Origin of the sequence: Cobetia sp. L2A1 (genome assembly GCF_009796845.1) — a bacterium.
Classification (GTDB): Bacteria; Pseudomonadota; Gammaproteobacteria; order Pseudomonadales; family Halomonadaceae; genus Cobetia.
Genome location: NZ_CP047025.1, coordinates 3,655,817 through 3,675,918 on the forward strand (window position 1 = coordinate 3,655,817; position 20,102 = coordinate 3,675,918).

Below are 20,102 nucleotides of genomic sequence, written 5' to 3' on the forward strand. Positions count from 1 at the left end.
AAGGTTAGCCCGGTGCGTGCAGCGGATCCGCCAGCATCTTGATACGCCGACGAATCTCATTGGTGACGGCCCGAGGGCTACGTCGATCGGTACGCACGATAATATCAGCGGTATCGCGATAAAGCGGGTCTCGCACCTCAAACAGACGCTTGAGGACTCGACCGGGATCATCCTGCTGCAGTAGCGGCCGGTTACGATCACGACCAGCACGCTTGAGCTGCTGTTCGACAGGCGCGTAGAGATACACGACTGTGCCGCGTTCGCGCAGTACCCGACGATTGGCTTCCGCCATGATGGCGCCACCGCCTGTAGCCATGACGACACCACTCAGCGCGGTCAGCTCGTCGATGACGGACTGCTCGCGCTCACGAAAGCCAGACTCGCCTTCGACATCGAAAATCCACGGAATATTGGCTCCGCAGCGGTCTTCGATCACGTGATCGCTATCGCAAAACTCGCGATGCAAGTCGGCCGCCAGCAGGCGGCCGATAGTGCTCTTGCCGGCCCCCATGGGGCCGACAAGGAATACATTGGGAATCACAAGCATCAGCGCACCGTCAGGCCGTCCTCGATGATCTTAGGAGTAATGAACACCAGCAATTCTACCTTCTCATTGGACTCTTCGGTATAGCGGAAGAGGTTTCCAATCACAGGCAGATCACCCAGGAAGGGAGTCTTGAACACGCTCCGAATCTGTTCTGAGGTCAGAATACCCCCGAGCACCACCGTTTCGCCATCATTGACCAGTACCTGAGTCTCGATCTCATTGGTATCGATTGCCGGCTCACCATTGAAACTATCATCCGAGACATCATCATTGTTGATCAACAGGTCCATGATAATACGGTTATCCGGCGTGATCTGCGGGGTCACCTCAAGCGCCAGCACGGCTTCCTTGAACTCGATATTGGTCGCACCGCTGGACGTCGCTTCCTCATAGGGAATCTCCTGGCCCTGCTTGATGATGGCTTTCTTCTGATTGGCGGTAATGATCTTGGGCTGAGAGATGGTCTGGCTCTTGCCTTCACTCTCAAGTGCCGACAACTCGAGATCCAACAGGATGTCACCCGAGAGATAGCCGAAACTGAAGGTACTGCTCGGGCTACTATCGTCGCCAAGATCAACACTCAAACCACCACTGTCAGAGGTGCCTGTGGAAGCACCACTCAAGTCCAGATTTCCGCCACTACCGCCAGAAGAGACCCCCCAGTTGACACCAATCTCACTGGAAACACTGCTGCGTGCAATCACGATACGCGCTTCGATCTGCACCTGGCGCACGGGGATATCCAAATACTCCAGTGTGCCGCGGATTTCCTCGAGAGTGTCACGAGTGTCTTGAATCAACATGGTATTGGTACGCTCATCAACCATGACGCGACCGCGCTCGGAGAGAAGACCAATACCACCTTCCCCTCTCAGCAATGCGGCTAGATCTGCTGCCTTGGCATAACGGACCTGCACATACTCCGTGGTCATCGGTGCCAATTCCTTGACCTGCTGATTCGCCTCAAGCTCCTTACGCTCCAGCGAGGCCAATTCTTCTGCAGGCGCCACCATCAGCACATTACCCATACGGCGACTGCCCAGCCCGTTGGACTTGAGTACCAGGTCCAACGCCTGATCCCAAGGAACCTCCTTGAGATTCAGAGTGACGTTACCCGTCACATTGTCACTGGCGACGAGGTTGAGCCCCGTGAAATCAGCAATGATCTGCAGCACGGAACGCACTTCGATATTCTGGAAGTTGAGCGAGATCTTCTTGCCGGTATACGGGAACTTGTCCTTGATACGCTCAGCCTGCTCTTCGCGAGTAAGCGGCTTCACCTCAAGCACCAGCTCATTTCCAGCCTGCGTCGCGATTTGCGTATAGTAACCACTGGCATCGACCACCAGACGGACGCCATCACGGGTACGCTGCGGATCAATACGGGTCACGGGGGTGGCGAAGTCACCCACGTCCAGCACCTGATTCAGCTCTGGCGGGAGCGTGACGCCCTTGAGGTCGACATAGATCTTGCGCCCCCGCTCTGTTACACGAGACTCGACATTGGAGCGATTGAAATTGAGGACAACCCGCCCCTCGCCTTCGGTTCCGCGACGGAAATCGATGCCACTGATGGAAGGTTCACTGGCGACCTCAAGCGCATCACTGCCTGAGACTGACGCGGCATTCTGCGTAGCGGCAGGAGATTGAGTCGCCACCGGACCGCCTTGCTCCCCGACAATGACATAGAGGCTATTACCCTCTGTGCGGGTGACATAAGGCTTGGACTGATTCAACTTCATGACAAGACGCGTCCGCGAACCGGCCTCAAGCGCTACCAGTTCTTCCACGCCATTCAGGCCCAGATTGAAGCGGCGCTTTTCAAGCTGACTGTGGGTATCCATCAGATCAATAGTGATACGTGGCGGCGTCTCGATACGGTAGCCCTTGACCTCCGGCACGCCACCGGCGAAATCGAGCTTTAGCTCCATGCGATCACCGCCCAGCGAGGTGAACCCAAGGTCCTTCAGCGTAGAGGCTGCCAGCGCCACATTCGCCATCAAAGTGCCGAAAGCTGCCAACCCCAGCAGACTCATTCGTTGCAATCGCGTCATGTTCCCTAGTCCCCTGTCTCGCTATGGCTCCGCTCAGCCTTGGGGCTGATCGCGCCTTATTCTTATCGAAGCGTAATGGTGACGGTCGCAGCCCCTTGAAGGTCGACCGCTCGTCTTCCGTGACAATATTCCTGGCTGTCTGTGCTATCGACCTTGGCCGTTCTTCTGCACAGGCTCTGTCAGTGCCAACGCACGCGTACGTTCAATCCAGCCGCCCTGACCATTGGGCACTATCTCCACGATATCGAGCTGCGTATCACCGATACGCGTGATTCTGCCAAAGTTGCTGCCCATGTGATTGCCTACGCGCACGCGCTGTACTTGTTGCTCCGGCGTCAGAATGAGTGCTGAGCGCGCGCCATCGACATCCAATGTACCGACCATGCTGAGCTGTTCCATCGGCCAAGCCTCAAGAGGCTCGCGCCCGCGATCAAGATCCGGACGGACGCCATTATCCACTTCGGTGAGCTCTTCTTCCGGCTCTGGCAAACGAGCCTGAAACGGGCTACGTGCATCAGCCATGTCATACGTCACCGGATGATACTCGGGCTGAGGCGGCAACTCCTGGACCTGCCCGGAAGGCCGGCCTCTCAGAGACTCAAGCTCCCCTTCCAGTGCGGGTAACTGCGGATCTCCACAGCCCGACAACACCGTAAGCAAGACTGCGCTTCCCAGCATATGCATTCGACGATTCATCAGGCTCATTTCTTGCCTCCCGATGTAGCCGCCGTCTGACGGTAATTATAGGTCTTGGCCAATAGCGACAGCTCAAGCTCATCGGTTTTATCGACGGGCGTGAGGACGAAGTCATGCAGAGTCACGATACGTGACAAGCCAGCGACACCAGACACGAAAGCGGCAATGCGATGATAATCGCCACGCACCTTGATATCGAAGGGCTGCTCAACATAGAAGTCGCGATTCTCGGCAGGCTTGAGACGGATATATTCCACTTCCAGCTGATTGCTGATCGCGGTTTCACTGATGTCGTCGAGCAATGCTGGCACTTCAGCATCGGTCGGAAGCATCTCGAGCAGCTGCTCCATTCTCGAATCCAGCTCTTTCATCTGCTCACGCATGGCGGGCAGATTGGCAGCCTTGAAAGCCTTGCCCTCGAACTGTTTCAACAGCTGGCTTTCCTGAGCCCGCAGCCGCTCAAGGTCTTCTGCCTTCGGAGCAGCGAGGAACCAGTGTGAAGCCCAGAAAAGAGCCCCCAGCACGATCAGCGCCAGCACTGCCTGCAGTGTGACTGGCCAGACACCCGCTTCCTTCAGATCAAGATCACGAAAATCCGTAGACTTGAGGCGACGAACTTCGGCATCGATAAAACTCATTGCCGGCCTCCTTTCTTGGCGGCTTTCGTTTCAGTACCCCCCATCACGGACGACATGGGTCGCTCCGGAATCATGATATTGAAGCTGCGCTGGTCATCATCCCTGCTCTGCACATCGGAAAGCGTGGGAGTACCAAAGGTGTCTGACAATGCCAGCGTACGCATGAGACTGGAGACTTGACGCGTACTTTCAGCAGTACCGCTAGCTTTGATCTGGCGGCCATTACGACTGATGCTCTGGTACCAAGCGCCATCCACTAGCGTCGACACCAGCTGATTGAAGACACGTACCGTCTCGGGGCGGGAGAATTGCAGGCTACGTATCAATTCAATCTGCGCCAGCATCTGGGTGCGGCGCACTTCGATATCCTCGACTTCCTTGATATCACGATTCAGCCGCGCCATTTCCTTCTCGATATACTCGTGTCGCTGCTTTTGCGCCTCGAACTGGCCCTGGTAGTACTCGCTCATGCCATACCCGGCACCAATCCCTACTACTGCCGCCATGGCCAGAACGCCCAGAAAGCGTTTGCTACGTTTCTCGCGGCGATCTTCACGCCACGAGAGTAAATTGATCTCAATGGTCATGACCGCTTCCTCATCGCAAGACCACACGCCGTCAGCATCGCAGGAGCATCTCCCGCCAGTGCCTGAATATCGACACGCGGGTTGACGCTCATGTGGGTGAAGGGATTTGCCATCATCACTTCGAGCCCCGTGTGCTCCGCGAGTGCTTCTCGTAGCCCAATGATCGCCGCAGTGCCGCCACCCAGCAGAATGCGCTGTACTTCTCGGCGCTTTCCAGCGGTGTAGTAGAGCTGCAGAGAGCGAACAATCTGCTGCATGAGGGTATCGCGGAACGGACCCAGCACTTCGCTGTCATAGGTTTCAGGCAGACCGCCGCGCTTCTTGGCAAGGCCTGCTTCATCATTGGAGAGATCAAAGCGGTTCATGATTTCGTCGGTCAACTGACGACCCCCGACCACGGCGTCACGACTATAGACAATGCGTCCGTTCTGGATGACGTGGAATGCCGTCATGGTCGCGCCGATATCGACGACTGCGACGCATTCTTCGTTATCGTAGGTCGGCGGTAGCTGATGGCGCAGCTCGCCGAAGGCGCGTTCAAGCGAGAACGTCTCAACATCTACCGCAGCAGGTTCGAGTCCCGCTTGAGCCAATGCAGATGTCAGCTGATCAACATCCAGGCTACGGCATGCCACCAGCAAAAGATCCTGCTGTTCAGGATTGCGCGGGTTGACCCCTAAATGCTGAAAGTCGAATGCAACATCGTTGAGTGGGAATGGGAAGTGTTTCTCGGACTCGAGCGCGATGCGCTGCTCGATCTCGTCATCAGCAAGGTTTGCGGGAAAGCTCAAGGTTTTGGTGATGGCAGCACTCGCTGGTACAGCGACGACAGCGCGCCTGGAGCGAGGCTGAGCCTGCTCCACTGCACGCTTTATCGCCATCACGACCTCGTCCATGTCCCGAATTCGACGTTCGACGACAGCACCTTCCTTGAGTGGGCGCACAGCATAGCTATCGATCTGGTATCGATTTCCTCGTCTGGACAGCTCCAGGAGCTTGACCGTAGCCGAAGTGATATCAACTCCGATCAGTCCCTTGCCGGCGGATTTAAGTCCCAGCAATTGGCATTCCCCTGCTCTGATGACGATCCTGCCAGACTAGCTGGCCGCCAGTTCCTGGACGACGTCTCCGCGACATCCCTCTATCATTCCAAGATGTTACATTATGTTTCCCAGAATAACACAACAGACGCGTAAGTCGGGGTTCAACGCTGGCCGCATCTCGGCCCGCTACTTATAATGCTCGAGCAATGGAATTGCCTATCGCCGCGCAGCCACTCGCTTCCCATTACCCACGGATCCTGTCTTGCCCATGAAGCTATTAAGACGTCTATTTTCGCCAGTTTTCTGGCTGCTGCTGTCACTGTGTGCCGCGGGACTGCTGGCCATCGTCGGCGCCTCTATCTATTTCGCACCAGGCCTGCCCGATGTCCATCAGCTTCAAGACACCAAATTGCAGACGCCTCTGCGTATCTATACGCGCGACGGTAAGCTGATTGGGGAATATGGTGATCAGCGGCGCATTCCAGTGACCTATGACGAAATACCCAAAACTTTCGTCGATGCACTGCTTGCCGCAGAAGACAGCAACTTCTTCTCGCATCCGGGTATCGATCCGAGGGGCTTGGCACGCGCGGCGCTCCAGCTGGCCTCCAGCGGAAGCATTCAGTCTGGTGGTAGCACTATCACCATGCAGGTGGCACGTAATTACTTGCTGACGCTGGACCAGACTTTTACGCGCAAGATTCGTGAAATTTTGTTATCGCTACAGATGGAGCAGATTCTCTCCAAACAGCAAATTCTCGAGCTTTACGTCAACAAGATATTCCTCGGCCATCGTGCTTACGGGATTGCGGCTGCGTCGCGTACCTACTATGACAAATCTCTGGATGAGTTGACGCTCGCCGAGCAGGCCATGCTCGCCGGTCTGCCCAAGGCACCGTCCAGCTTCAACCCGCTGACCAACCCTCAGCGTGCATTGATCCGTCGCAACTGGATTCTGCTACGCATGAAAGACCTGGGCTACATCGAAGCACAGGCCTATGAAGAGGCCGTCAATGAGCCGATCACAGCAGCCCGCCATTATACGAAGCCAGAAGTCGAGGCGCCTTATGTCGCCGAGATGGCGCGTAGCTTTGCGGTCGATCGCTTCGGCGACAAGGCTTATACCGATAATGTCCGCATCACCACAACACTCGACAGCACGCTGCAGCCGCAAGCGCGAGACGCTCTGATCAAGGGCCTGATAGCCTATGACACGCGTCATGGCTGGAGAGGTGTTGAAGAATCCGATATCTCTGCTTCGCTGGCAGAAGCCCAGGACAAGACCGATCGCGCCGGACTTGAGGAAGAGCTCTCCAAGACGCCAGAAGTCCTCGAGACCGCCAAGCAAGCTGCCCAGAAGAGCGAAAAACGCATCAAGGGCATCGATCGTGACGTTTCAAACTGGCTGAAAGTGTTGGATCGCACGCCAGATTACGGCCCGCTAGAAGCCGCCATTGTGGTGGAAAGCGACGGCAAGCAGATGAAGGTGCTACTCGCTGACTCAACCGTGGCCACCCTTGATTGGGACGGCCTCAAGTGGGCACGTGAATACAAGAGTGCCAAATGGCGCGGCGGCGTGCCAAACTCGGCAGCCAATATTGCCAGCACGGGTGATCTGGTTCGCATCATCAAGCAAGACGATGGCTATCGCTTAGGTCAGCTGCCGGACGCCCAGTCCGCCATCGTCTCGCTGGACCCCGAAAGCGGTGCCATCCTTGCGCTACAAGGCGGCTTCAGTTACTCCGCCAGCAAGTTCAACCGTGCCATTCAGGCACGCCGTCAGGCGGGCTCCATCTTCAAGCCTTTTGTCTATCTCGCCGGGCTTGAAGAAGGTGACATGTCACCCGCGACCATCATCAATAACGCACCCGTCGTCATGCAGGATGGCAGCAAGCTGTGGCGCCCGGAAAATGCCGGCGGCAAGTTTACCGGCCCGACACGTATTCGCGTTGGCCTATATCGCTCCCTGAATCTGGTCTCTATCCGCCTGCTACAGACGGTAGGACTGGACAAGACGCTCGACTTCCTCGTGAAACTTGGCTTCAAGCGTGAAGAACTGCCCAACGGCCTGTCACTGGCGCTGGGAAGTGCTTCATTGACGCCTCTAGAGATGGCGCGCGCCTATGCAGTACTCTCCAATGGCGGTTTCCGTGTCGAGCCTTGGTATATCGATACCGTCACGCGTGGCGACGATGAGATCGACTATGAAGCACACCCCGCCGTTGCCTGCGCCAACTGCTCGCCCGGCATGGTGACGGTGAATCGTGATGGTCGCCAGTATCCGCTGGCCGAGCGCATTGCCTCGCCAGAAGCCATGTATTTGATTCGTGACATGATGGAAGACGTCATCAAGCGCGGGACAGGTCGTGGTGCAATGGTACTTGGCCGTGATGATCTGGCAGGCAAGACCGGCACCACCAACGACCAGCGAGACGCTTGGTTCTCTGGCTTCAACAGCAAGCTGGTCGCGACAGTCTGGGTCGGCAAAGACTCAAATGATACGCTGGCCGAATATGGCGCGCAGGCAGCCCTGCCCATCTGGGTCGACTACATGCGCGGCGCGCTGAAAGACATGCCGTCAGCCACCATGGCGCGCCCCGACGGCATTGTGTCAGCCACGATCGACCCAGATACAGGCAAGCGCCTGCATGATGGTCAGGGCGGGATTAGCGAGCTGTTCCGCAAGGATAGCCTGCCGCCATACCAGGAACGCGGCATGCGCAAAGAGCTTGAGGAGCAAAGCGGATCAGAAGGCACTGGAACTTTCGAGGCCATTTTCTGATCTGATCTCTGTCGCACACGCCAGCCAATGTCATCCGGCTGTCGGCTAGCCTCTAGAAGAGCGGCCACTGGTCGCTCTTCTTTCATCTGAATAGCGTCATTTAGTCAATGATGATGCCATATCCCTCAACCATGCCCGGAGTCTGCATGCTTCACCCTTTGCCCACACTGCGCATGACCGCACTGCTGTGCCTGGCCCTACTCCCACTGCAGAAAGCCTACGCAGAGGACAGTCTGTTCTATGCTCCTCCAGCTGGCAACGACGACTCCGAACCCTTCAGTGGTCAGGCGGAACTAGGATTCACCAAGCTTTCAGGCAACTCCAACAGTGAGACGTTACTGGGCAAGACCAGCCTGTCATGGCACCTCAAGCCGTGGACACACACGTTCCGCGTAGAGGCCAAGCATGTCTCCAGCAGTGGTGAGACCACGACAGACAAGTACTTGATCGGTCAGCGCGAACGCTACGATCTCGGCGACGATCACTATGCCTTCGGCCTGCTGCGCTGGGAAAAAGAACGCTTCTCCGGCTACAACCATCAGGTCACTTCCATTGTCGGCGAAGGCATCTCGTTGCTGACCGGACCGGAGCATAATCTCTCGATCGAAGCTGGCCCCGGTTATCGTTTCGATGACATCACGGCCGGTGAGCACGAGAACTACCTGCTGGGCTACTCGGCCATGGACTATCGCTGGCAGCTATCCGATACCTCCAAGTTTGAACAACAGTTCTCGGCAGAAGCCACTCGCGACAACGTCATCAGCCGCAGCTACACCGCGCTGACGGTGTCGATCAATGCCAGCCTGGCACTCAAGCTTTCCCATGAGATTGAAAATAACACCAACCCACCGGACGAATCCGACGCAAAAACGGACACCACCACGGCCGCCTCCATCCTCTATAGCTTCTAGGCACACGACCCACCACTGTGCTCGCCATTTGTCACTGCCATCGCCAGCACAGCAAAAAGCCCTCATCGGAGATTCCGACGAGGGCTTTTTTATACCGCTTTGTCTAACGGACTCTCACAACATCTGTCGAAACTCAGCCATACACTTGATCAGTATTGGTCAGCGGGTAGTGCGACGGATATGGCTTGCGCGCCACACCAGAATCAATCGCCGCTTGAGCGACGGCAGCCGGAAGACGCTCAAGCAGACGCGCATCCATCGGCGTCGGAATGATATAGCCCGGGCCGAATTCGAGGCTATCGATTTCGTAGGCATCCAGCACTGCCTGAGGAACCGGCTCACGGGCCAGATCTTTCAAGGCATGCACGGCTGCCAGTTTCATCTCTTCATTGATACGGGTCGCACGCACATCAAGCGCACCACGGAAGATGAACGGGAAGCCCAGCACGTTGTTGACCTGATTCGGGTAGTCAGAACGCCCTGTCGCCATGATGACGTCCGGGCGTGCTTCACGTGCGATATCTGGATGGATTTCCGGGTCCGGATTGGAGCAGGCAAATACGATTGGCTTATCGGCCATCTTCTTGAGCTGATCAGCCTTGAGAAGATTCGGCCCCGAAAGGCCCACAAACACATCAGCGCCGTCGATAGCATCGTCCAGAGTCCGCAACTCCGTCTCAGTGGCGAACATCGCCTTGTATTGGTTCAGGTCATCACGGCCACTATGGATCACGCCCTTGCGGTCGAGCATATAGATGTTCTCAACCTTGGCACCACTGGCGACCAGCAATTTCATGCAGGCAATAGCCGCTGCGCCAGCACCCAGGCACACGATGCGCGCGTCAGCCAGTGCCTTGCCTGCGATATCCAATGCATTGAGCATGCCAGCGGCAGTCACGATGGCGGTACCGTGCTGGTCATCATGAAACACTGGAATGCTGCATTGCTCAATCAGCGCCTGCTCAATTTCAAAGCATTCCGGCGCCTTGATATCTTCAAGATTGATACCACCGTAGGTGATCGCGATACGACGCACGGTATCAATGAAAGCTTGCGGGCTTTCGGCCTCGATTTCGACATCGACAGAGTTGATGCCAGCAAAGCGCTTGAATAGCACGCCTTTACCTTCCATGACTGGCTTGGAAGCCAACGGCCCCAGGTTGCCCAATCCCAGGATGGCGGTGCCATCGGAGATAACCGCAACCAGATTGCCCTTGCCCGTATACAGATAGGCATTTTCCGGATCGGCAGCAATCTCGCGGCACGGCTCAGCAACACCCGGGCTATAGGCTAGTGCCAAATCCTTGGCCGTTTCGGTCGGCTTGGTCAGCTCGATGGAAAGTTTCCCGGGAATAGGTTCGGCGTGATATTTCAGTGCTGCTTTCTTCATGGCATCAGACATGCGTGTCATCCGGTATTTTGACTGGGTTGGCTGCCTCCAGAATATAGAAAAACACACCGGCGAACAACCGACGCAACTTATTGTTATAAAAGGATTTAAAACGATAGTTTAAAAAATTATTTAGCCATTCGTCTAGCGTTATGGATGAGTGGCTCATCCATAATCCTTTCCTTATCACTGACGAAGAATAGCGCACGAATCTGCTCAATTTCATGGCTCTTCTCGCAAAAATGCCCGCATTCTGCTGACAATATGCTCAGCATGACCCACTCATATCCGTTGATGCGAGGTGAGAGCTGCACTAATGCCAAATCGGAAACAATTTCGGTATCTTCACAGCGCGCACTTCTTTTTAACGACCCACTTTCATCCAGGGTTGACCCATGACTCATCCAAATCATCTCTGCGAGCAGCTCAACAGACGGGCACAAAAAAACCCGCTCGTAAGCGGGTTTCTTGTTCACACCACTGGGGCATGAAAGCGACAAGCAGCTGAAGGTATCAGCGCTTGATAGCAGCACCGAAACGCTTGTTGAAGCGCTCAACGCGACCACCGGTGGTAGCCTGCTTCTGCTTGCCGGTGTAGAACGGGTGGCACTCGGAGCACACGTCAAGCGCGAAGGTCTGCTTGGCGGTGGAACCAATTTCGTGCTGCGCGCCGCAAGAGCAAGTGGCGGTCTGGCGCTGGTAGTCCGGATGGATACCCTGTCTCATGATGTATAGCCTCAGTTCGCTGTGCACCGCCACCTGATCACTTGCCAGGCACCGTACACGGGTTTTGGATGATAACCGGTCTTTCCGCCGACTCCGACGGAAGGTCGCGCATTTTACCAGCCATCTGCCGCAAGACCAAACTTTGTGCCGTTTATTCACAGCAACACTCTGTAGACTGCACAGTGATCCTCGACACCCTTCTTCACAACTGGATGTTTCGCGTGCCTGACACTACCGACAAGACTGCTTCTTACCTGCCGGGGCGTGTACTGGGCATTGCGATTCCCGGGCCGCTTCGCGATCTATTCGACTACCTCCCTGCGCACACGCCTCCACGCCATGGCTGGCAGGTCGGGTTACGCGTACGTATCGAGTTCGGGCGGCGCCAACTCGTTGGCGTCATTGCCGAACTACGCACTGATTCAAGCTTCCCAATGGAGAAGCTCAAGCCTGTCAGCGAGGTCATCGACGACGAGCCACTACCTGCCGACTGGCTATGGCTGTGTCGCTTTACCGCCCGCTATTATCAACATTCGCTGGGCGACACCTTTGCACAAGCCATGCCCTCATTGTTACGTCAGGGTCGTACGCTGGAAGCACGTACCCGTGAGCGCTGGCATCTGACGGACAAGGGACGGGCCACCGAACCGTCAAGTCTTGGTCGCGCAACACGTCAGATCGCCTTGCTGGAACTACTGGCACAGCATCGTCACGGCATGGTGCATAGTGCAATCACTGCACAGGGTTTCACTCGCCAACAGCTGGAAACCCTGCGTGGTCGTGACTTGATTGCCTCACTCGAAGAACCTGTCACCGGCATTCGCCCTGAACATGCACATAAAGGGGTACTCGCCGAACCTGATCTCTCCCTCAATGATGAACAGGGACGCGCGCTGGCACGTCTCCACGAAGGGCTTGGTCACTTCAGCCCGACACTGCTCGAAGGCGTCACCGGCTCCGGCAAGACCGAGGTTTACCTACAGCTAATCGAGGCAGTGCTTGACCGTGGTGGCCAGGCGCTAGTGCTGGTGCCGGAAATTGGCCTCACCCCCCAGACACTGGAACGCTTTCGTCGTCGATTCAATGTCCCGCAGGTCATGCTGCACTCTGGTGTCAGCGACGGCGAGCGCCTCGATGGCTTCGAGGCCGCACGCAGTGGTCGCGCGCGCATCGTGATCGGTACCCGCTCGGCCATCTTCACGCCAATGGCCAAGCTCGGCGTCATCATCGTCGATGAAGAACACGACGGCTCCTTCAAGCAGCAGGACGGGCTGCGCTATCACGCCCGGGACCTGGCACTGGTGCGCGGCAAGCAGGAAAGCATTCCCGTGGTGCTGGGCAGTGCCACGCCATCGCTGGAAAGCCTACGTCACGCGCGCGAAGGACGCTTCGTACACCTGCATCTATATCAGCGTGCCGGTCGCAGCCAGCCGGCACGCCTTCATCCGATAGACCTACGCGGGCGCATGACACTCGGAGGCCTCTCTACCCAAAGCCTCGAGGCCATCGAGACACGTCTCACGCAAGGCGATCAGGTACTGGTGTTCATCAATCGTCGCGGCTTCGCCCCCACGCTGACCTGCCACGCCTGTGGCTGGCTGGCCGAGTGCGACAACTGCGATGCACGCATGACACTACATCGCCATCCGCCTCAACTGACCTGCCACCACTGTGAGCGCACCCGCCCACTGCCCGATGCCTGTCCGGTCTGTGGTAGCGGCGACGTGCGACCGCAGGGTGCGGGTACCGAGCGCACCGAGGAACTGCTGGGTGAAAAGTTTCCCGAGGTGCCGGTGTTACGTATCGATCGCGACAGTACCCAACGCAAGAATGCGATGAGCGAGGCGCTCGCCGTGATACGACGCGGCGAGCCCTGTCTTCTGGTGGGCACACAGATGCTGGCCAAGGGTCACCATTTCCCTCACGTCACATTGGTCGTCGTGGTCAATGCCGACAGCGGCCTGTATGCCGCCGACTTCCGTGCATTGGAACAATCAGCCCAGTTGCTGATACAGGTCGCGGGGCGTGCCGGTCGCGCCGAGCGTCCTGGCGAGGTTCTGATCCAGACACGACACCCCGAAGACCCCAACCTGCTGACTCTGATTCAGGCCGGCTATCCGCAGCTGGCCGGAGAGCTGCTCGAAGAACGGCGCGTTGCACAATTGCCTCCTTATAGCCATCTGGCGCTACTGCGCGCTGAAGCGCCGGACCAGCAACAGGTAGAACAATGGCTGCTCAAGATTGGCACCGCACTCCGCCAGCACCTGACAGACGCCAATCTGCGCGTGGATTGCCTCGGGCCAGTACCGGCACCGATGGAGCGCCGGCAGAACCGTTATCACGCGCAGTTGTTGTTACGCGCCGATAAGCGTGGTGCCTTGCACGAAGCTGCTGCCTGGCTGGTGTCCCTCTGTGAAAAGGACCGTGACGCACGTCGCCTGCGCTGGTCGCTGGACATAGATCCCATCGGTATGGCGTAAGTCATACCATTGATCACCGATTGATCGCGGTGTGATTGTCCGCGGCGGTTTAAGCAAGACGCCGGATCGGTGATAATGACACCCATTGTGCATTCTTATCCGCACCCCCTACTGCATCGCAGGCCTACCGCCTGCAGCTCCTGTCACCGTCATATCGGCGATGGGAGCGCGATCTGAGCCGTGAAGAGACTGATATTCCATGAAAGAGACGATCATCGAACTGCTGGGCCAGGCCCTGGACTCCCTCAAGACTGACGGTACGATCCCGGCCGATACCAGCCCGCAGATCAAGGTCGATCCGACCAAGGACAAGACCCACGGCGACTACGCCAGTAATCTGGCGATGATGCTGTCCAAGGCTGCTGGCATGAAGCCGCGCGACCTGGCGGAAAAGCTGATTGCCGCACTACCAGCGTCCGAGGCCGTCTCCAAGGTTGAGATCGCCGGCCCCGGCTTCCTCAACTTCTTCGCCGACACCAATGCTGTCGCCGACATCGTGCGCCGCGTATTCAGCGAAGGCGAGCAGTTTGGTCACAGTGATGTCGGGCGTGGCGAGAAGGTCCAGGTAGAGTTCGTATCTGCCAACCCGACCGGCCCGCTGCATGTCGGTCATGGCCGCGGCGCCGCAGTCGGCGACGTACTCTGCCGCCTGCTGTCCGCGACCGGATACGACGTCACCCGTGAGTTCTATTACAACGATGCTGGTGCACAGATCGATAATCTGGCGCTTTCCACTCAGGCACGCACCAAAGGTCTGGGCCCGGACGATGCGAGCTGGCCGGAGAACGGTTACCGCGGTGACTACATCAGCGAGCTGGCTGCCTCTTACATGGCTGGCGACACGGTTGAAGCTGACGGCAAGCAGGTCACTGGTGCGGCCGATACTGACGACCTGGACGCCATCCGCGTCTTCGCCGTTGCCTACCTGCGTCATGAGCAAGATCTTGATCTCAAGGCCTTCGGTGTCGAATTCGATGTCTACTTCCTCGAATCCTCGCTCTACAGCGAAGGCAAGGTCGAAGAGACCGTCAAGCGCCTGGTCGACAATGGCTATACCTACGAAGATGACGGCGCGCTATGGCTGCGTACCACCGACTTCGGCGATGACAAAGACCGCGTGATGCGCAAGCGTGACGGTGGCTACACCTACTTCCTGCCCGATGTCGCCTATCATCTCGACAAGTGGCAACGCGGTTTCACTCAGGTCATCAACGAACAGGGTGCTGACCACCACTCAACCGTAACCCGTGTACGCGCTGGCCTGCAGGCACTCAAGGCCGACATCCCCAAGGGATGGCCAGACTACGTGCTGCACCAGATGGTGACCGTGATGCGCTCCGGCAAGGAAGTAAAACTCTCCAAGCGCGCCGGTAGCTACGTGACACTGCGTGACCTGATAGAGGAAGTCGGCCGCGACGCGACTCGCTACTTCCTCGCCGCTCGTCGTGCCGATTCCCAGCTGACCTTCGATATCGACCTGGCCCGCTCGCAGTCCAACGACAATCCGGTCTACTACATTCAGTACGCTCATGCCCGCGTGCACAGCGTCCTGCGCAAGGCTGATCGCGAAGACAAGGCCTTCGACGAAACCCTGGCAATGGCTCAGCTCGCACTACTGACCAGTGATCAGGAAAAGGCCGTCATGAATCGCATGGCACAATTCCCGGATGTCGTGAGCCATGCCGCTAGCGTACGCGAGCCACAACAGGTTGCTCAGTATCTGCAGGACCTCTCCTCCGACTTCCACACCTGCTACAACGCGGTGAAAGTGATGGTCGAGGACGAAGCTACCCGTAACGCACGCCTGGCATTGGGCCTGGCAACGGCGCAGGTCATTCGCAACGGCCTGGCCCTGCTGGGCGTCAGCGCCCCCGAGGAGATGTAAACCATGGCTGCTCGCCGCCCACCCAGCAAGAAGCCCGCTTCCCGTCAGGGAGCAAGCCCCCGTCGTCAGTCCGCCGCCACTCAGAGCCGCGGCCTACCGGGGTGGCTATGGGGCATCATAGGCCTGATTGCCGGCTTCGCACTGGCCCAGTACTTCGAGAAGCAGGCACCGCGTCTGCCGGTCGCGGCCATTGTTCCCAAGGTCAATACCCAGCAGAACGGCCAGAACGGTAACAAATCGGCCAGCGACAAACAGGGGAGCGCCAAGGAGGATGCAAGCGGCGCCATGCCGACCTTCGAGTTCTACACCTTGCTGCCAGAAACCGAGGTGATTGCCCCCAAGGTGGATGCCTACAAGTCCACGCCTCGCCCGGGCAGCAGTGAGAGCACCAAGGCGTCTACCGCAGCTCTGACGAACTACATGCTGCAGGCAGCTTCGTTTCGTGAAATGAGCGATGCCAAGAAGCTGGCAGGCAAGCTCAAGGACCTCGGTCTGCTGGCCAAGGTCAGCGACGTCAATGCTTCAGGTGGTACGGTGTGGCACCGGGTACAGGTCGGCCCTTACAAGGACACTCGCGAGCTCAACCGCGCACAAGACCTGATGAACACCCAAGGCATCGAGCCGCTGTTGATCAAACTTCAGTAACGCTGATCAGTCGCAAACAGGCCCGCTCATTCGATGAGCGGGCCTGTTTTGTTTGTGACAGCACCAGTGCCTCTCAACGCTCGTGGTCCGGCCACTTGAAACCCATCATAGCGCCCCCATTTACTGCTTTCCGGCGAGTTGTCAGCACTGATGCCAAGTGCTTGACAGCCGTCAACCGTATTTCGCCGATGAGGCTAAAATCTTGTCTGCCCAGTCATATCATGCCCGGCTCTGTTCATCTTATTCCAATCGCCGGCATGTCCTCTCAGGAGTCTCCCATGACCACGATCGTCTCCGTGCGTCGCAACGGCCAGGTCGCACTGGCTGGTGACGGCCAGGTATCCCTTGGCAATACTGTGATGAAAGGCAATGCTGCCAAGGTTCGTCGCCTTTATCGCAATCAGGTACTGGCCGGTTTCGCTGGCGGTACCGCTGATGCCTTCACGCTGTTCGAGCGTTTTGAAGCACAGCTGGAAAAGTATCAGGGTCAGCTGGTCAAGTCGGCCGTCGAGCTCGCCAAGGAATGGCGCTCTGATCGCGCACTACGCAAGCTGGAAGCCATGCTGGTCGTCGCTGACAAGCACTCCTCGCTGATCATCACCGGCAATGGGGATGTGGTGGAGCCGGAACATGGCGTGTTGGCCATTGGCTCCGGCGGCAACTTCGCTGAAGCCGCCGCACGTGCCCTGCTCGACAATACCGAGCTGTCCGCTCGCGAGATTACCGAGAAATCCATCGCCATCGCGGCCGATATCTGTGTCTTCACCAATCACAATGTCATTATCGAGGAGCTGTCCTGAGATGACCCAGATGACCCCGAAGGAAATCGTCAACGCCCTCGATCAACATATCGTCGGTCAGCCTGAAGCCAAGCGCGCCGTCGCAGTAGCAATGCGCAACCGCTGGCGTCGCATGCAGCTCGACGACGATCTGCGCCCTGAAGTCACACCGAAGAACATCCTGATGATCGGTCCGACCGGTGTCGGCAAGACCGAGATCGCGCGTCGTCTGGCCAAGCTTGCTGGTGCGCCCTTCCTCAAGATTGAAGCGACCAAGTTCACTGAAGTCGGTTATGTCGGCCGTGACGTCGAATCCATCATTCGTGACCTGGTCGAAGTTGGCCTCAAGCTGGTCCGTGAAGACGCAATGAAGGAAGTGCGCGACAAGGCAGAAGATGCGGCCGAAGACCGCATCATCGATGCTCTGCTGCCACGTGTTCGCGGCGAAGAGTACGATGCTGCGTCCAACAACAGCAGCACGCGTCAGATGTTCCGCAAGAAGCTGCGTGAAGGTCAGCTGGACGACAAGGAAATCGACATCGAGCTGAGCCCTGCCAGCCAGAGTCTTGATTTCGCCACCCCGCCGGGGATGGAAGAAATGACCAGTCAGCTGCAATCCATGTTCTCCAACATGGGCAAGCAGCAGAAAGAGAACCGCCGCATCAGTGTCAAGGAAGCTCTCAAGCTGGTACGTGAAGAAGAAGCGGCCAAGATGGTCAGCGATGAAGACCTCAAGAGTCGTGCTATCGAAGCCGTCGAACAGAACGGCATCGTGTTCCTCGACGAGATCGACAAGGTCGCCAAGCGTGGCGAATCCGGTAGTGGTGGCGATGTCTCTCGTGAAGGCGTGCAGCGCGATCTGCTGCCGCTGATCGAAGGCTCTACCGTCTCAACCAAGCACGGGATGGTGAAGACGGATCACATCCTGTTCATCGCCTCCGGTGCGTTCCACCTCACCAAGCCCTCGGATTTGATTCCGGAGCTGCAAGGGCGTCTGCCGATTCGCGTCGAGCTGAATGCGCTGACACCGGATGACTTCAAACGCATCCTGACCGAGCCGTCTGCCGCGCTGATCCGTCAGTACAAAGGCTTGCTGGCGACAGAAGGCGTCGAGCTGACCTTTGCTGATGACGCGATCGAGCGCATTGCGCAGATCGCCTATCAGGTCAACGAAGGCACCGAAAATATCGGCGCCCGTCGTCTGCACACCGTGATGGAGCGCCTGCTGGAAGAGATTTCCTATGAAGGGGCTGATAAAGCGGGAGCACTCACCATTGATGCTGCCTACGTCGATGAGCGCCTGGGTGATCTGGCGCGTGACGAAGATCTGTCACGCTATATCCTGTAACGCGAAGCTCGATAAAGAAGCGCTCTGAGTATCTGCGCCTCGTATCTCGTACCCGAATGGCATCCGATGCCATTCGGGTATCGTGCTTCTGACGCCCGAACCGGCTTGGCCCGGCTCGGGCGTCAGTGCATCATGAGTACGCGTGATGTTGCGGGGCGCTGATATCATGAGCCCCACTCGCTGCCCTGCCATTACCGCTAATTCTGCCGACTAGCGCTTGCTCGTCTGGCCGCCTGAGAGGATTTCCCCATGAGTCATGACACACCCTCCGAGCACGGCGAACACCAGTATCGCGTACATGAACGTCAAGCGCGCAACGCCGAGGAAGCTCCGGTTCCCACGCGTGTGCACTATCACAAATCTGAACGCGAACTGGAGCTGGGCTATGCCGATGGCCAGCAATTCCGTCTCTCCACCGAGTTTCTACGCGTCATGTCACCCTCGGCCGAGGTCCGTGGCCACGGGGCGGGACAGGAAACCTTGCAGGTCGGTATGCGTCACGTGGGACTGGCCAACATCACCCAGAGCGGCCGCTACGCGCTCAAGCTGCATTTCGATGATGGCCACGACAGCGGTCTCTATACCTGGGAATACCTGTGGGAGCTGGCCAATCGTCGCGATGCCATGTGGGCCTACTATCTGCGTCAGATGGAAGATGCTGGCGCCTCGCGTGAACCGCTGGGCATTCCGCTCAACCAGCTCTAGCGCGTGACGCGACATCACAGCGCTGCGGCATCTTGCCAAAAGACAGCCCGCTGGCCAGCGGTTACAATCGAGCCACTGCGAAAGCTCACCATATTGCGCTGATGCCGCCTTGCGCGGCCTCACAACAGGGGAAGTCATGGACAAGCGTACGACCCACTTCGGTTATCAGGAAGTTGCCGTGGAAGAGAAGGCAGGCCGCGTCGCCGATGTCTTCCATAGTGTCGCTGCCAAGTACGACGTGATGAACGACCTGATGTCGTTCGGAGTCCACCGTCTGTGGAAGCGCATCACGCTGGAACGAGCCGGTGCCCGCCCGGGTCATACCGTGCTCGATATTGCCGGAGGAACTGGCGACCTGACACTCAAGTTCTCGCGCCTGGTCGGCCCCCGCGGCCGCGTGGTACTGGCAGACATCAACGCCTCAATGCTCCATGTCGGTCGCGACAAGCTGATCGACAATGGTGTCGGTGGCAATGTCGAGTACGTTCAAGCCAATGCCGAGGCGCTGCCCTTCCCGGACAATACCTTCGACATCATCACCATCGCGTTTGGGTTGCGTAACGTCACCGATCAGGCCAAGGCTCTGCGTTCAATGCAGCGTATCCTCAAGCCAGGTGGTCGTCTTCTGGTGCTGGAGTTTTCCAAGCCGACCAACCCGCTACTCTCCACCGCCTATGATCAGTACAGTTTTCGCCTACTACCGAAGATGGGTGAACTGGTCGCCGGTGACGCCGACTCCTACCGCTATCTCGCCGAATCCATCCGCATGCACCCTGACCAGAAGACACTGGCCGGCATGATGGAAGACGCGGGACTCGAGCGCGTCGAGTACACCAACCTGACGGGCGGCATCGTCGCGCTGCACCGCGGTATCAAGCTCTGAGGC

Annotated in this window: 18 protein-coding genes; 9 read left to right on the forward strand and 9 right to left on the reverse strand. The window is 57.7% G+C overall.

All coding sequences use genetic code 11. The features are described from left to right. Positions 1-4: 4 nt before the first annotated feature. The 6 genes from aroK to pilM form a co-directional block, all read right to left on the reverse strand. Positions 5-547, reverse strand: coding sequence for a shikimate kinase AroK (gene aroK / locus GQR90_RS15495; RefSeq protein WP_158774883.1), 543 nt, complete (start codon positions 545-547; stop codon positions 5-7). Next, a complete protein-coding gene (locus tag GQR90_RS15500) occupies positions 547-2,601 on the reverse strand; it encodes a type IV pilus secretin PilQ (RefSeq protein WP_158774884.1) in 2,055 nt (684 codons plus the stop codon). Before GQR90_RS15500 ends, aroK begins: the two co-directional genes overlap by 1 nt. A gap of 144 nt (positions 2,602-2,745) precedes the next feature. Beyond that, positions 2,746-3,306: a pilus assembly protein PilP gene (locus tag GQR90_RS15505; protein WP_158774885.1), complete on the reverse strand. Its 561-nt coding sequence runs from the start codon at positions 3,304-3,306 to the stop codon at positions 2,746-2,748. Then, positions 3,303-3,935 carry a type 4a pilus biogenesis protein PilO gene (locus GQR90_RS15510; RefSeq protein WP_158774886.1) on the reverse strand — a complete coding sequence of 211 codons (633 nt, stop codon included), beginning with the start codon at positions 3,933-3,935 and terminating at the stop codon, positions 3,303-3,305. The genes GQR90_RS15505 and GQR90_RS15510 overlap by 4 nt, the downstream gene beginning before the upstream one ends. Next, positions 3,932-4,522: a PilN domain-containing protein gene (locus tag GQR90_RS15515; RefSeq protein WP_158774887.1), complete on the reverse strand. Its 591-nt coding sequence runs from the start codon at positions 4,520-4,522 to the stop codon at positions 3,932-3,934. Before GQR90_RS15515 ends, GQR90_RS15510 begins: the two co-directional genes overlap by 4 nt. Further along, complete coding sequence (gene pilM, locus GQR90_RS15520; RefSeq protein WP_442778552.1) at positions 4,519-5,580, reverse strand: type IV pilus assembly protein PilM; 1,062 nt, start codon at positions 5,578-5,580, stop codon at positions 4,519-4,521. The genes GQR90_RS15515 and pilM overlap by 4 nt, the downstream gene beginning before the upstream one ends. Before the next feature lie 253 nt (positions 5,581-5,833). Here pilM and GQR90_RS15525 point away from each other — a divergent pair, with 253 nt between their 5' ends. Both GQR90_RS15525 and GQR90_RS15530 read left to right on the forward strand, forming a co-directional pair. Then, positions 5,834-8,347, forward strand: coding sequence for a penicillin-binding protein 1A (locus tag GQR90_RS15525; protein ID WP_158774889.1), 2,514 nt, complete (start codon positions 5,834-5,836; stop codon positions 8,345-8,347). 146 nt (positions 8,348-8,493) lie between these two features. After that, on the forward strand, positions 8,494-9,258 hold the full coding sequence (locus GQR90_RS15530; protein ID WP_158774890.1) for a DUF481 domain-containing protein: 765 nt from the start codon (positions 8,494-8,496) through the stop codon (positions 9,256-9,258). A gap of 133 nt (positions 9,259-9,391) precedes the next feature. Here the strand turns inward: GQR90_RS15530 and GQR90_RS15535 are convergent, their stop codons facing one another. The 3 genes from GQR90_RS15535 to rpmE all read right to left on the reverse strand — a co-directional run bounded on the left by GQR90_RS15535 (position 9,392) and on the right by rpmE (position 11,374). After that, complete coding sequence (locus tag GQR90_RS15535) at positions 9,392-10,660, reverse strand: malic enzyme-like NAD(P)-binding protein (RefSeq protein ID WP_158774891.1); 1,269 nt, start codon at positions 10,658-10,660, stop codon at positions 9,392-9,394. Positions 10,661-10,776: 116 nt separating this feature from the next. After that, positions 10,777-11,124, reverse strand: coding sequence for a hypothetical protein (locus GQR90_RS15540; RefSeq protein WP_158774892.1), 348 nt, complete (start codon positions 11,122-11,124; stop codon positions 10,777-10,779). A gap of 37 nt (positions 11,125-11,161) precedes the next feature. Beyond that, complete coding sequence (rpmE, locus tag GQR90_RS15545) at positions 11,162-11,374, reverse strand: 50S ribosomal protein L31 (RefSeq protein ID WP_158774893.1); 213 nt, start codon at positions 11,372-11,374, stop codon at positions 11,162-11,164. 212 nt (positions 11,375-11,586) lie between these two features. On the opposite strand from rpmE, the gene GQR90_RS15550 reads away from it, so the two are divergent. The 7 genes from GQR90_RS15550 to ubiE all read left to right on the forward strand — a co-directional run bounded on the left by GQR90_RS15550 (position 11,587) and on the right by ubiE (position 20,099). Next, on the forward strand, positions 11,587-13,854 hold the full coding sequence (locus GQR90_RS15550; protein WP_158775604.1) for a primosomal protein N': 2,268 nt from the start codon (positions 11,587-11,589) through the stop codon (positions 13,852-13,854). Positions 13,855-14,053: 199 nt separating this feature from the next. Further along, positions 14,054-15,739 carry an arginine--tRNA ligase gene (gene argS / locus GQR90_RS15555; RefSeq protein ID WP_158774894.1) on the forward strand — a complete coding sequence of 562 codons (1,686 nt, stop codon included), beginning with the start codon at positions 14,054-14,056 and terminating at the stop codon, positions 15,737-15,739. A gap of 3 nt (positions 15,740-15,742) precedes the next feature. Further along, the gene (locus GQR90_RS15560; protein ID WP_158774895.1) at positions 15,743-16,384 is read left to right on the forward strand and encodes an SPOR domain-containing protein; all 642 of its coding nucleotides are present in this window, start codon (positions 15,743-15,745) and stop codon (positions 16,382-16,384) included. A gap of 278 nt (positions 16,385-16,662) precedes the next feature. After that, the gene (hslV, locus tag GQR90_RS15565; RefSeq protein WP_158774896.1) at positions 16,663-17,184 is read left to right on the forward strand and encodes an ATP-dependent protease subunit HslV; all 522 of its coding nucleotides are present in this window, start codon (positions 16,663-16,665) and stop codon (positions 17,182-17,184) included. Position 17,185: 1 nt separating this feature from the next. Further along, positions 17,186-18,511, forward strand: coding sequence for an ATP-dependent protease ATPase subunit HslU (gene hslU / locus GQR90_RS15570; protein ID WP_158774897.1), 1,326 nt, complete (start codon positions 17,186-17,188; stop codon positions 18,509-18,511). Positions 18,512-18,760: 249 nt separating this feature from the next. Further along, positions 18,761-19,216 carry a gamma-butyrobetaine hydroxylase-like domain-containing protein gene (locus GQR90_RS15575; protein ID WP_158774898.1) on the forward strand — a complete coding sequence of 152 codons (456 nt, stop codon included), beginning with the start codon at positions 18,761-18,763 and terminating at the stop codon, positions 19,214-19,216. 136 nt (positions 19,217-19,352) lie between these two features. Next, positions 19,353-20,099, forward strand: a complete 747-nt coding sequence (gene ubiE, locus GQR90_RS15580) for a bifunctional demethylmenaquinone methyltransferase/2-methoxy-6-polyprenyl-1,4-benzoquinol methylase UbiE (protein WP_158774899.1) — start codon at positions 19,353-19,355, stop codon at positions 20,097-20,099. Positions 20,100-20,102: the final 3 nt, after the last annotated feature.

Bases quoted from the DNA above. Each gene is read 5' to 3' on its own strand.
- aroK (WP_158774883.1), bottom strand. From the start codon at position 547: ATGCTTGTGATTCCCAATGTATTCCTTGTCGGCCCCATGGGGGCCGGC.
- GQR90_RS15500 (WP_158774884.1), bottom strand. From the start codon at position 2,601: ATGACGCGATTGCAACGAATGAGTCTGCTGGGGTTGGCAGCTTTCGGC.
- GQR90_RS15505 (WP_158774885.1), bottom strand. From the start codon at position 3,306: ATGAGCCTGATGAATCGTCGAATGCATATGCTGGGAAGCGCAGTCTTG.
- GQR90_RS15510 (WP_158774886.1), bottom strand. From the start codon at position 3,935: ATGAGTTTTATCGATGCCGAAGTTCGTCGCCTCAAGTCTACGGATTTT.
- GQR90_RS15515 (WP_158774887.1), bottom strand. From the start codon at position 4,522: ATGACCATTGAGATCAATTTACTCTCGTGGCGTGAAGATCGCCGCGAG.
- GQR90_RS15525 (WP_158774889.1), top strand. From the start codon at position 5,834: ATGAAGCTATTAAGACGTCTATTTTCGCCAGTTTTCTGGCTGCTGCTG.
- GQR90_RS15530 (WP_158774890.1), top strand. From the start codon at position 8,494: ATGCTTCACCCTTTGCCCACACTGCGCATGACCGCACTGCTGTGCCTG.
- GQR90_RS15535 (WP_158774891.1), bottom strand. From the start codon at position 10,660: ATGTCTGATGCCATGAAGAAAGCAGCACTGAAATATCACGCCGAACCT.
- rpmE (WP_158774893.1), bottom strand. From the start codon at position 11,374: ATGAGACAGGGTATCCATCCGGACTACCAGCGCCAGACCGCCACTTGC.
- GQR90_RS15550 (WP_158775604.1), top strand. From the start codon at position 11,587: ATGTTTCGCGTGCCTGACACTACCGACAAGACTGCTTCTTACCTGCCG.
- argS (WP_158774894.1), top strand. From the start codon at position 14,054: ATGAAAGAGACGATCATCGAACTGCTGGGCCAGGCCCTGGACTCCCTC.
- GQR90_RS15560 (WP_158774895.1), top strand. From the start codon at position 15,743: ATGGCTGCTCGCCGCCCACCCAGCAAGAAGCCCGCTTCCCGTCAGGGA.
- hslV (WP_158774896.1), top strand. From the start codon at position 16,663: ATGACCACGATCGTCTCCGTGCGTCGCAACGGCCAGGTCGCACTGGCT.
- hslU (WP_158774897.1), top strand. From the start codon at position 17,186: ATGACCCAGATGACCCCGAAGGAAATCGTCAACGCCCTCGATCAACAT.
- GQR90_RS15575 (WP_158774898.1), top strand. From the start codon at position 18,761: ATGAGTCATGACACACCCTCCGAGCACGGCGAACACCAGTATCGCGTA.
- ubiE (WP_158774899.1), top strand. From the start codon at position 19,353: ATGGACAAGCGTACGACCCACTTCGGTTATCAGGAAGTTGCCGTGGAA.